11 protein-coding genes are annotated in these 12,216 nt (G+C 60.6%); 8 read left to right on the plus strand and 3 right to left on the minus strand.

The annotated features are described in order from the left end of the window. Positions 1 to 291: 291 nt before the first annotated feature. The 6 genes from AS026_RS00990 to AS026_RS01015 all read left to right on the plus strand — a co-directional run bounded on the left by AS026_RS00990 (position 292) and on the right by AS026_RS01015 (position 6,206). Entirely contained in the window at positions 292 to 684 is a 393-nt protein-coding gene (locus tag AS026_RS00990; RefSeq protein WP_062368386.1) for a hypothetical protein, read from the plus strand. 438 nt (positions 685 to 1,122) lie between these two features. Continuing rightward, positions 1,123 to 3,630 (plus strand): heavy metal translocating P-type ATPase, encoded by a 2,508-nt coding sequence (locus AS026_RS00995; RefSeq protein ID WP_062368387.1) that lies wholly within the window; start codon positions 1,123 to 1,125, stop codon positions 3,628 to 3,630. Between the two features lie 9 nt (positions 3,631 to 3,639). Beyond that, on the plus strand, positions 3,640 to 4,035 hold the full coding sequence (gene cueR, locus AS026_RS01000; RefSeq protein WP_018856710.1) for a Cu(I)-responsive transcriptional regulator: 396 nt from the start codon (positions 3,640 to 3,642) through the stop codon (positions 4,033 to 4,035). A gap of 137 nt (positions 4,036 to 4,172) precedes the next feature. Continuing rightward, positions 4,173 to 4,712 (plus strand): sigma-70 family RNA polymerase sigma factor, encoded by a 540-nt coding sequence (locus AS026_RS01005; protein ID WP_018856709.1) that lies wholly within the window; start codon positions 4,173 to 4,175, stop codon positions 4,710 to 4,712. Next, positions 4,699 to 5,466: an anti-sigma factor family protein gene (locus tag AS026_RS01010; RefSeq protein WP_062368388.1), complete on the plus strand. Its 768-nt coding sequence runs from the start codon at positions 4,699 to 4,701 to the stop codon at positions 5,464 to 5,466. The genes AS026_RS01005 and AS026_RS01010 overlap by 14 nt, the downstream gene beginning before the upstream one ends. 23 nt (positions 5,467 to 5,489) lie before the next feature. Further along, a complete protein-coding gene (locus tag AS026_RS01015) occupies positions 5,490 to 6,206 on the plus strand; it encodes a Bax inhibitor-1/YccA family protein (protein WP_025660499.1) in 717 nt (238 codons plus the stop codon). A 132-nt stretch (positions 6,207 to 6,338) separates the two neighbouring features. Here AS026_RS01015 and AS026_RS01020 read toward each other — a convergent pair whose 3' ends face one another. From AS026_RS01020 to repA, 3 genes are all read right to left on the minus strand, one after another. Next, positions 6,339 to 7,475: an RHE_PE00001 family protein gene (locus AS026_RS01020; RefSeq protein ID WP_062368389.1), complete on the minus strand. Its 1,137-nt coding sequence runs from the start codon at positions 7,473 to 7,475 to the stop codon at positions 6,339 to 6,341. 168 nt (positions 7,476 to 7,643) lie between these two features. Then, a complete protein-coding gene (repB, locus tag AS026_RS01025; RefSeq protein WP_062368471.1) occupies positions 7,644 to 8,627 on the minus strand; it encodes a plasmid partitioning protein RepB in 984 nt (327 codons plus the stop codon). Then, positions 8,624 to 9,820 carry a plasmid partitioning protein RepA gene (gene repA, locus AS026_RS01030; RefSeq protein WP_025660496.1) on the minus strand — a complete coding sequence of 399 codons (1,197 nt, stop codon included), beginning with the start codon at positions 9,818 to 9,820 and terminating at the stop codon, positions 8,624 to 8,626. Before repA ends, repB begins: the two co-directional genes overlap by 4 nt. Before the next feature lie 196 nt (positions 9,821 to 10,016). On the opposite strand from repA, the gene cobF reads away from it, so the two are divergent. Together cobF and cobG are read left to right on the plus strand one after the other, a co-directional pair. Beyond that, positions 10,017 to 10,784, plus strand: coding sequence for a precorrin-6A synthase (deacetylating) (cobF, locus tag AS026_RS01035; protein ID WP_062368390.1), 768 nt, complete (start codon positions 10,017 to 10,019; stop codon positions 10,782 to 10,784). Between the two features lie 65 nt (positions 10,785 to 10,849). After that, positions 10,850 to 12,214, plus strand: a complete 1,365-nt coding sequence (cobG, locus tag AS026_RS01040) for a precorrin-3B synthase (protein WP_062368391.1) — start codon at positions 10,850 to 10,852, stop codon at positions 12,212 to 12,214. The last annotated feature ends 2 nt before the right edge of the window (positions 12,215 to 12,216 follow it).

Below are 12,216 nucleotides of genomic sequence, written 5' to 3' on the forward strand. Positions count from 1 at the left end.
TTCCCGCTCGGACCCTTCGGTATCAGTGCGCCGGCCGAGAGATGCGACCCCATCAGCTTTGATCGGCAGATGCTGGTTGGCGCTGAGCGTGGCGATACGAGCGCGCAGGGCCACGGAATGCGGCTACACCCAACGGAGTACGTGCCATCGAAGGGGAGTTGCGACACTATTGGATCATACCAGAACGATCGGTTGTATTGGATACCCCATCACTCTTCGTCGGCTTTTCCTTGTTTGCGTCGTCGGCAAGCCAAGTCTGCATCCCGCAGTGCGATCAACAGGGACGTGAACATGAACAACAGCGAAGAACCCCAGTGGGAGCTCGACGACGAGTTCAAGACGTTGACGATCACCTTTCCGACAGATCCGCCCGTCGCATTCGTGCTTGATACCGAGTCCCTATCAAAGCTCATTGAAGGCGCCGGCCAGATCAGGGCGGAGATGCCGCCGCCTCACGACGAGACCTGGGAAGGCGGGAAAATGGTCGACGCCGTGCTTGATCCACGCTGGTACACAGAGCCCGACGCATTGCTTGGAGAACCGCTTCTGCACATTCGCGATCCTCGCTATGGATGGCTGCACTACGCCCTGCCACGAGAGTCAGCCAGAGCGCTCGGAACCCTGCTAATTCTTCAGGCTGATGAAGGCCCGGCGGACGATCAGGAGCAGCCTCGCAAGAACTGACTGAATGACGGGCCTCGATACTGCTTTTTCCTGAGGTGCGACCCTTAGCCGGGTGTGGTGTTATGTCTCGCAGGATGCGGAATTTGTTACTAGTCGTATTTCAATATCGGCCATTATCTCAAGCAAGGCCTGCCTCGCGGCAGGCCTTTTTGTTTCACGACGCCGTTTCTTGAGGCGATGATCGGGGGCGCGCCGACCGCAGCCTCAACTGTCGCAACCGCTGTCTTTGCCGTGAGAGGTTCCTGCTACTCGGGGCCATGTTTCCCGTTCGCCCGGGCAACCTTACGACAGGCGCGTCAGAAGCGCGTCGAAATGCAGCCGCAGGTCCGATTGCACTGTTCAATCCACTTTCGTCGTTGCGCAACTTTCCCCTTGACCTTCCAGTTGCTGGAAGGTTCATAAGGGTGTCCAATGCCGCATCGGGCAAGGGAGATTTGTATGGATAGAACGCACGACAATCACAACCACGGGCATCATGGCCATGACCATGAGCACGGCGCTTCCACTGCGGATGACGTTGTGCGCGATCCAGTATGCGGCATGACCGTCGATCCCCAGGCAGGCAAGCCCTCGCTCCGGTATGACGGGCATGCCTATCATTTCTGCTCGGAAGGCTGCCTGCGAAAATTCGAGGCTGCGCCACAAGACTACCTGACAGCGAAGGACCCGGTCTGCGGCATGACCGTCAACCGGGCGAGCGCCCGGCATTTTCTGAAGCAAGAGGGCGAAAAGTTCTACTTCTGCTCGGCCGGCTGCAAAACGAAGTTCGAAGCCGATCCCGCCGCCTACCGCGATGGAAACCGCCCCACCCCAAAGCCGATGCCGAAAGGGACGCTCTATACCTGCCCGATGCACCCAGAGGTCGTCAGCGATCATCCAGGCGACTGCCCGAAATGCGGCATGGCCCTGGAACCGATGGGTATTCCACCGGTCGATGAAGGTCCCAACCCGGAACTCGTGGATTTCACCCGCCGGCTCTGGGTGAGCGGTGTGCTCTCGATCCCGCTGCTTGCAATCAGCATGGGGCCGATGATCGGCCTGCCGCTGCGTGACTGGATTGGAGAGCCGCAGGCGACGTGGATCGAGCTCGTTCTTGCGACACCTGTCGTCCTTTGGGCCGCCCTGCCCTTCTTCCGCCGCGCCTGGGCTTCTCTTGTCAACCGCAGCCCGAACATGTGGACCCTCATCGGCCTCGGCGTCGGGACGGCGTATCTTTATAGCGTCGTAGCGGCGATCCTGCCTGGCATCTTCCCCCATACCTTTCGCGGCCATGGCGACACGGTTCCTGTCTATTTCGAGGCCGCCGCCGTCATTGTCGCTCTGGTGTTCGTGGGTCAGGTTCTGGAACTGAAGGCCCGCGAGAAAACCGGTTCGGCCATCCGTGCATTGCTTGATCTTGCGCCGAAGACCGCGCGCCGCATCAACGAAGACGGTTCTGAAACCGACGTACCGGTCGATGATGTCCGGGTTGGCGATCATCTTCGAGTGCGCCCTGGCGAGCGCATCCCGATCGACGGATCCGTCAGTGAAGGGCAGTCGACGGTCGACGAGTCGATGATAACCGGAGAACCCATCCCGGTCGAAAAACAGAAAGGCGACGCGGTTACCGGCGGTACCATCAACAAGAATGGCACCCTGGTGATGTTGGCAGAAAAAGTTGGCGCCGACACGACCCTGTCGCGCATCGTCGACCTTGTCGCAAAGGCACAGCGTTCGCGCGCCCCGATCCAGGGCGCGGTGGACCGCGTTTCTGCCGTCTTCGTGCCCGCCGTCGTTGCCGCGGCTGTCGCTGCCTTTGTTGTCTGGAGCCTTGTTGGCCCCGAACCGCGCATGGCGCATGCGCTGCTCGCGGCCGTTGCCGTGCTCATTATCGCTTGCCCGTGTGCGCTCGGTCTTGCGACCCCCATGTCGATCATGATCGCAACCGGGCGCGGCGCTCAGGAAGGCGTTCTCATCAAGGATGCAGAAGCGCTTGAGCGCTTCGCGCGCGTCGACACTCTGATCGTCGACAAGACGGGCACGCTGACAGAGGGAAAGCCGAGGCTTACGGATGTCGTCGCGCTTGGCGGTATTAAAGAGGCTCGCCTCCTGCAGCTGGCCGCCAGCCTGGAGCGTGGATCCGAACATCCGCTGGCCGAGGCGATCGTATCGGGTGCCGGGGAGCGTGGCATTGAGCTCAGCGATGTCACCGACTTTGAAGCACGAACGGGCAAGGGTGTCGTGGGCAAGGCAGGCGGGACAGTCGTTGCGCTCGGCAACGCCGCAATGATGGATGATCTCGATATGGACATCACGCCGCTCGCCGAGCAGGTTCGGTTACTGCGCGACGAGGGCAAGACGGTGATGTTCGTCGTCATCGATCAAGATCTCGCCGGTTTCGTTGCCGTTGCCGACAGGATCAAGGCAACCACGGCGGCTGCGATAAAGGCGTTGCACGAGCACGGCCTGAAAATCATCATGGCCACCGGCGACAACGAGCGCACTGCGCGCGCCGTCGGAAAGAGCCTTGGCATCGACGAGGTGCGCGCCGACATCCTGCCCGAAGGCAAGAAGGCTCTGGTCGACGAATTGCGCGGCAAGGGTGCCGTGGTCGCAATGGCAGGCGATGGCGTCAACGATGCACCAGCGCTTGCGGCAGCCGATGTGGGTATCGCGATGGGCACCGGTGCCGATGTGGCCATGGAAAGCGCCGGCCTGACCCTGGTCAAGGGCGATCTGACGGGTATCGTGCGCGCCAGACGCCTTGCCATGGCCACCATGCGCAACATTCGCCAGAACCTCGGCTTTGCCTTCGGTTACAACGCACTCGGCGTGCCGCTCGCCGCTGGCGTGCTCTATCCGGTGTTTGGCCTGCTGCTATCGCCGATGATCGCCGCGGCCGCCATGAGCCTGTCGTCCGTCTCGGTCATCACCAACGCGCTTAGACTGCGGCTCGTCAAACTATAGGAGATTGGCATGAACATTGGGCAAGCATCGGAACACTCCGGACTGGCTCCGAAAACGATCCGCTACTACGAGGACATTGGCCTGATCCGCCCCGACCGGGGCGGAAATGGCTATCGCGACTATGCCGAGGCCGATGTTCACAAGCTGCGCTTCCTTCAAAGGTCGCGCGGCCTTGGTTTTTCCGTCGAGGAATGCCGCCAGTTGCTGGCACTCTACGAAGACAAGAGCCGGGCGAGTTCGGATGTAAAGGAACTGACGCAGGCGAAGCTGACGGAGATCGATCGGAAGATCAGGGAACTTACCGAACTGCGCCGGACATTGGAGCATCTGGTCCACGCATGCCACGGCAATGACCGGCCTGATTGCCCCATCCTTGAGGAGCTGTCGGACGCTCGGCCTGAATAAGGTCCCGCAGCCTCCTGCGTGTCTTTGCCTCAGCGTCATCGCGACGCCAGCCCTCCGGCTTCCTACCGATCCGCGGAAAACCAAAATTTTTTGGCGGCGGCTGGAATAACTCTTCGCTTGCATCCGTATACTCAGTCATGGAACGGAAAGAACGCCCATTCGATGTCATAAGCCAGCTTGCGGCGCTTCGGCGCTACGCGCGCTCGCTCGTGCGCAATTCGGATGATGCGGAAGACCTCGTTCACGACGCGCTGATGCGCGCCTACGAGAAAAAGCAGAGTTTCCGTCGTGGCGGCAACCTGCGTACGTGGCTGCTGTCGATCATGCACAATGCTCATATCGACCGCATCCGCCAGGACCGCTCCCTGGCACGCCGGCACGACGAGGCAGCTCTGGAGACCGAACAGTCTTTGCAGGCCGGCCAGGAACACGCCGTTCGCCTCCAGCAGGTGCGGGACGCGTTCTTCCATCTTCCGGAAGAACAGCGCGAAGCTTTGCATCTCGTTGCAATCGAGGACCTTTCCTACCAGGAAGCGGCAGCGGCCCTCGGCATCCCAATCGGCACATTGATGTCGCGCATATCACGCGCCCGTGCCCAGCTTCGCGAGTTCGAGGAGAAGACGCCGCGCGCAGTACATCTGAGACTCATCGGAGGGAACGGCAATGAAGGCAATTGATCCTATCGTCGACGCTGATCTCGATGCTTATGTCGACGGTGAACTCGATGTGGCGCGCCGCATTCAGGTGGAATCCTTCCTGTCAGAGAACCCGGCGATTGCCGCCAAGGTCATGGCTGACCTCAGCATGAAGGGTGAATTGCGCCTTGCGCTTGCCAGCGAAAACGCCTTCGGCCGTCCGGAGACGCGCGATGCTGCTCGACGCCTGGAGCGCGGCCTCACCTATGGTCGGATCTTCCATTCGATGCAGCGGATTGCGGCTGTCGCCGTTCTCATCTCCGCGGGCTGGGTCGCTCACACTTCCTTCGGCGCGTTTACTGCGACCGAAGTAGCCGCCTCTGTGCCGGCGCCGGCCTATGTCGAAGATGCAGTGCGCGCCTATCAGACGGCGCTGCTTCGCCAGTCCGTGCCGTCTCAGCCCGTCGCGAGCTACAAGGCCGAGGACATTCGCGCAGCAACTGCGATCGTCATGCCGCAATTGCCGGAGAACTGGAAGATCTCCGACGTACAGATCTTCCCGTCCGAGTTCGGTCCGAGCGTCGAAATGGCGATCAAGACGTCTGAGGACAAGCAGATCTCGCTTTTTGCCGTCCGGCCGGGTGTATTTGCCGTGCAGTCCGTAAAGCATGTCGCCCTCGACAAGGCCGAAGCAGCCTACTGGCAGATAGGCGAAGTGGCGTATGCGCTCGTGACCGGCGATCGCGACATAAATCTCGATGCGGAAGCCGACCGGCTTGCCCGCACGCTCTACTAGTTCACTCAACCGAGGAGATCAGTATGAACCCCACCAATCCGCGTTTTGGCTACGGCTCGGCCGCCGGCTCTCAGGCGCTGTTCGACGAGGGCCTGCGCCGGCATATGCTGCGCGTCTACAACTACATGGGCCTCGGCCTCGTCATCACGGGCATCGTCGCATTCATCGTCGGCAGCACACCGGCGCTCTACGTGCCGATCTTCCAGTCCCCGCTGAAGTGGGTCGTGATGTTTGCGCCGCTTGCCTTCGTCTTCTTCTTCTCGTTCAAGCTTCAGACGATGTCGGCCAGTGCGGCCCAGATGACCTTCTGGGCCTTCTGCGCAGTCATGGGCCTGTCGCTCGCATCTGTCTTCCTGGTGTTTACGGGTACGAGCATCGCGCGCACCTTCTTCATCGCCGCGACCATGTTCGGCGCGACCAGCCTTTACGGCTATGTGACCAAGCAGGATCTCTCGCGCTTCGGCTCGTTCCTGATGATGGGCCTGATCGGCGTCGTCATCGCGAGCATCGTCAACATCTTCCTTGGCTCGAGTGCCCTGCAGTTCGCCATCTCGGTGATCGGTATCCTCGTCTTCGTCGGCCTGACCGCCTACGACACGCAGAACATCAAGGAACAGTATTCCGAGAATTATGATCAGGAATCGAACCAGAAGCTTGCCGTCTTCGGTGCGCTGTCGCTCTACCTGAACTTCGTCAACATCTTCCAGCTGCTGCTCAATTTCACGGGCGAGCGGGAATAGGGCTAAGCGCTTCTGGGGGCAATGGAAGCGCTAGGCACCCGGTTCGCGATCTGTGACAGGATGCGCGGATCGGGTGCTCACTAACGACAGCGGCCGGGTCTCCACGCCCGGCCGCTTTCGTTTCTTCTGAAATCAGATGATGCCCCAGGCGCGGTAGCGCCCTCGCCCGGTAATTTCCCGGATGCCGATATCATTCAGCAGATTAAGCGCACCACGGCTCGTTATCCGCAACTCGCGGGCCACCATTGCCGAGGAAACCATCGGCCGCGACAGGACAAAATCCGCAAGCTGCGGCAGGCTGCTGTTCGAGCGACGATCCCTGAATCGGATTTCCATCTGTGTACGCGCCAACGAAAGCCGGTCCATTTCCTTCAAGCCCGCAGCCGCGCTTTCCGCCATCGCTTCAAGGAAGGCCTGTAGTCGCGTCAAGCGATCGCGCGAACGTCGTCGCTCATAGCGTATCGTCTTGAGGCCGGCATAGAAGGCGAAAAGGTGCGATGTGACTTTGCCGCGGGCGCGCAGATAGCTGGCAACCAGAAGCCCACCAAGCCAATGCTGACGACGAAGTGGCTCCATCCGTTCCCACGCATCAAACAGTAAGGCCGCACCAAGCGCTGGGGGCAGGCTGTCGGCGATCGAAATGGTCTTGCGCCAAGCGCGAAGGCGCGCCGCCTCATCCCATTCTTCATCGTCGAAGAGGCCGAGAGGGTCGTCGCTCCGCTTCTCGCGAACGCGGTCAGGCGCCTCATGCGGCTCCGGCGCACCAGGACTGCCATGGCTGTCCAATAGCCGCTGCGATCTCTCCAGGATCGCATCAATCTCGGCCAGTTCAGCAGAGAGAAGCGCATCTGCTTCATTTTCGGCATCGTCGTCTTCGACCAACGCCTTTGCGCTCCTGGTCTCTGGAGCAGTCCCCTCCCCTCCAGTGTCGCCGCCGAGGATCGACAATCCTGAACCGCTCAAGGCCCAATCCGGCGCTGCCGTCCAGATGCGCCGTCGTGCGCGCAGGATCGAATGGGCAATCGTCAACTCGTGGCTTGGCGTTCGTGTGTCCATATGTGCGTCATGCAGGACAAGGTCCTCGACGTGAACCAACTCGCCTGCGACCCACAGAGCACCGACCGCATCAAAAAAATGCCGGCGCTCGGCAAAGCCTTCAGCGATCGCTGCGCGTGCCGCACGCTCATCGAGCCTCGCCAGGCCATCTTCGGCCTCGACAATCGTCGGCAACAGACTGACCAGCAAAGGACTGTCGATTTCATAGCGCATTGTTAGCTATTTCGATTTCCCCGCAACGGAACCCAAATCAACGTTAACTTCCGTCATGTATGACATGAGTGGAGAGGACATTCAAATCGCCGGACGGGTAAATTCTCGCCTGATACTGAAGATCCAGAGCTTATTGGCAGGTTCAGTGCTGTCGTCGGCCTCGGAAGGTTATTTTCCGCCCCTGAACGCGTCGTAGAGATCGTCGAGGTGACGCGAAATGTAGTCGCCAAAGTCTGATGCATCGCCCGTCTTCAGCGTGATGGTGAACGAATCACCGGTGCTCCTGATGCGGCCCTTGATCTTGCCCGGCTGCTTCGGAGCCCATTCGTACTCGCTCACCGCTTGCCGATCCGGCTTCCTGGCCAGTTCGGCGACAACGAGCTCGAAGCGTCGATCGCTGTCCTGATCGGCGAACTCAGTGGAGCCAAGGAGCTTGCGCAGGCGCGAGGTCGTCGCATTCGTCCAACCTTGCGCAAGGGCAATCCATTTGCGCCGTCCGGCAGCCGGCGCCGCACCGATCGCTCTGATCACGTCCATCGGGATCGTCCTGGCGACCGAGATCAGTTTCGACAATTCCGTCTTGTCGGTTGAAAGCGCCTTCATGATGACGGATCGCTCGAAGCCCTTGCTCTCGAGATTGAAGGCAAAGACGGCCCGCTCGACATAGGACAGGTTGCGCCTCGCAGAGTTCTCGATACCTTGTGCAATGACGACATCAACATCGTCGAGCGTCCTGATGATCGCCTGTACCTTGCGCCCAAGCAGTCGCAGCGCCTGGAGACGCCGATGGCCGTAGACCACCTGGTAACGCGCATCGTCGTCAGGATGCTGGCGAACGAGAATAGGGACCTCCTGCCCATTTTCCTCGATCGAGCGCACCAGCTCATCGGCGAGATCCTGCGGCAGGTCGGCAAGACGATCCCTGACGAAGGACATGTCCACGAGTTCAGGATCGAGTTCGACGACGCGCTCACCTGACAGCAGCGCCTCCTGCATCGCCCTGCTCTCTTCCTCCATGCGCCCCAGCGTCAGCGCCATCGAGCGAACCGGGCCGGCCGGTCCGCGCATGGGCGCTTCATCTTCCGGGTTGGCCGCGGCCAACTCCTGTGCGGTATCGTCGAACAGCCCCTTCAGTCGATCTCGTCTGCTCATGTCCGGCCCCATGCCTTGTGAATTCCGGCAAGCACCTCGCCATTGGCGGCGTTCACCGACTCCAGCGCTCTGTCGTAGGTAGAACGCCGGACCTGACCCCTCTCGATCTCATAGAGCGACTGCTTCGTCAGCCCGGCATCGGCGATCGCCGTGGACTTGAGGATGGTCGCCGTCAGGACATCGTCGCCAAACAGGTTGCGGAGTAGCGCAACGATCTGTGATTGCGGCGCATCGAAGGGCTCATGGCGCGTGACCACGTACTTGATGAAATCATGCTGCAAATCGCCGCCTGCCTTGCGTACGACCGACAGCAAATCGGAGGTCATGAGCAGGAATTGCGACATCGAAGCCACATCGACCATCTGCGGGTGGATGGTGATGAGAAGCGACGTTGCCGCACAGACGGCGCCGAGCGTCAGATAGCCGAGCTGTGGCGGACAATCGATGACGACGACATCGTAGTTGGCCTCAACCTCAGAAATGGCAACGCCGACGCGCCGGAAGAACACCTCGCCGGTCCGCTGGCGATCGCCGAGAGCGCGTGGCGTCTCATGCTCGAACTCCATCAATTCGAGATTTCCGGGCACCAGATCCAGACCGTCGAAATAGGTCTTGCGCACCACGTCCTTTAGCGAGCGGCGGCTCCCGTCATAACGGATCGCACCATATAGCGTATCGCCCTCAGCGAGATCGAATTCCGGCTGGACGCCAAGCATCGACGATAGCGATGCCTGTGGATCGAGGTCGATTGCCAGCACGCGATAGCCGTTCAGCGCCAGATACTGGGCGAGGTAAAGCGTTGTCGTGGTTTTCGCCGAACCGCCCTTGAAATTCGTCACCGCGACCGTCTGAAGCTTTTCACCCGGCCGACGCCAGGGCAGATAGGACAGCGCGTCCTTCGGCTTGATCCTGGCCATATGCTGTCGCAACTCGCTGATCTGGCCGAGCGTATAGGAACGCCGACCGTTTCCGGAGAGCTCCGGCTGCGGCCCCTTGCCGTCGAGTGAGAGCTGCCGCAGGTATCCGTCCGATACGCCGATCATCTGCGCTGCTTCCCCTGAAGTGAATGTCCGCAACGTCTTTTGCGACAATGGCGGGAAGAGCTTTTCGCGGAGGAGCTTCAGCTGACGAGAAAGCTGATTGGCGTGCCGCTCGATGCGCACGTCCGTCGTCGATACGCTAATGTTGTCCAAAACACCCGATCCCTATCAATGCGCTTTTCTATCAACATCGCGCTAAAAAGCGTATCAAAGATGCCATGATTCGCGAATCGCGACAACAACAGCCATGCTGGCCTTTGCCAAGTTGGCCGCGGCCAACTTCTCGCCTTGCCCCTTGCGGAGACAGGCTGGCTGCGCCAGAAACGGACAGAACCAAAGAGGAAAAGGCGTGCGTCGTATTCACATCATCGGCATCGGGACAGGAAATCCCGAGCATCTGACCGTCCAGGCGATCAACGCGATGAATGCCGTGGATGCGATCTTCATTCCGACGAAAGGCGCTGAAAAGGAAGGACTTGCGGCCGTGCGCCGGGAGATCTGCAGCCGATATGTTACAAACAGCCGCACCGCCATCATTGAATTTGCCGTGCCGAAACGCGCCACCACCGACCGGACTTATCTTAAGAGTGTGGATGTGTGGCATGCCGCCATTGCCGAGACCTATGTGCGCCTCATCAAAGAGCTACCGGAAGCCGGCGAGGGTGCATTCCTCGTCTGGGGCGACCCCAGCCTCTATGACAGCACCATCCGCATCCTCGAGCGCGCCCGAAAAGCCGGCACCCTCGCCTTCGAGTTCAGTGTCATTCCGGGCATTACGAGCGTCCAGGCACTCGCCGCAAGCCACCGCATACCGATCAACCTTGTTGGAAAGCCGCTTGAAATCACCACGGGCCGACGTCTCCTCGAACAAGGCAGTCAGGCCGAGAGCACAGTCGTGATGCTCGATGGCGAAACCGCCTTCTCGAAAATCGATGACCCCGACGCGGAAATCTTCTGGGGCGCCTATCTCGGAACGCCGGACGAGATTACCCGGGCCGGCCGATTGGCTGATGTTGCAGAGGAGATCGTCCGGCTCCGGGCTGAAGCACGGGCTCGTCACGGCTGGATCATGGATATCTATCTGCTTCGCAAGGGACATGATTTCGACGATCTTTGACTCGGATCAGGTTTTGCGATGATCACGCCGGCTATATAAGGACGTGATCGAAGGAACGGGCAGTGATGACATTGGGCGAACAGACCGCGCATAGCGGCCGGGAAGAGGCACCCTCGACCTGGCAGCGCCGTGGCGCCTGCCCGACGCTGCTGGAACCGATGCAAACCGGTGACGGCCTCCTGGCGCGGCTGCGCCCCACCGGCGGCATTCTGACTGTCCGGCAATTCATCCGGTTGGCCGAGGCCGCGAAAAGACACGGAAACGGGATCGTCGAGATCACGGCACGCGGCAGCCTGCAGATCCGCGGCCTTCGATCAGGCTCGGTCCAGCCGATCGCAGCCGATCTCGCGGCATCAGCTATCTCGGTTCCCGCCGGCCCGGTCATCGAGCTCTCGCCGCTGCATGGTATCGCGCCCGATGAGATCGGGAATCCGGCCCATATCGAAATGCTGCTGCGCGAAGAACTTGCTGCCGAGCTCCTTTCGCCGCTACTGGCCCCAAAGCTGTCGATTGTGCTCGATGGCGGCGGCAGCGGTGGCCTTGCTGCTGTTACTGGCGACATTCGCGTGAGCGCGGTTTCTGCTGGTGCCTGGCGGGTTGCGATCAACGGTGACGAACGAACGGCGCTGCCGTTGCTGACGGGGAATGCGGCTGAAGCAGTTCGGGCGGTCGGTGAGCTTCTTCGCCAGCTTGTTTTGCTCGGTCGGCACAAACGGTGCCGGGATATCGAGCGTGAATCTCTACTGTCAGCCTTTCCTTCGATGGAGGCGATGACGCCCGCAAGAGCGTCCAAGCGCAAAGATCCTCTGGTCGGCACCCTCGCCTTGCCTGACGGTTCGGCAATCCTTGGCCTCAGGCCGCGCTTCGGCCAGATGCATGCCAGCGAGCTTATTTCATTCCTTGAACAAGCCGAAGCGCTGGGCGCAACACAAGTCCGGCCTGGCCCCGGGCGCATTTTCTTCCTGGTGGGGCTCGACGGCCAGTCAGCCGCAACCGTTGCGGAGATGGCGCCCCGGTACGGACTGTCAGTCGACGGCGACGATCCGTCGATGCATATCGCCACTTGTGCCGGCGCCGGCGCCTGTGCTTCCGGCCGCTTTCAGACCAAGGCCTGTGCCGAGAGATTGGTCGCCAAAGCACCGGAACTGCTGGACGGCTCGATGACTGTTCACCTCTCCGGCTGCGCCAAGGGCTGCGCCCGTCCGCGACCCGCTCTTTGCGTTGTCGGCGCGGACGATGGTTATCATCTCATGTTGGACGGCGTGGCATCGGACATTCCCGATGCACAGATTGCTGGCGGCGATATCGATTCCGCTATAGAGAAACTCGCTCGCCTCATCAAAAACGAGAGACAAGCTGGCGAATCGGCTGCCGCCTGCCTTAGACGGATCGGCAAACACGACGCCATAAAGGCGCTGCGACAGGAATAGGA

It is taken from the genome of Rhizobium altiplani (assembly GCF_001542405.1).
GTDB classification, from domain to species: Bacteria; Pseudomonadota; Alphaproteobacteria; order Rhizobiales; family Rhizobiaceae; genus Rhizobium; species Rhizobium altiplani.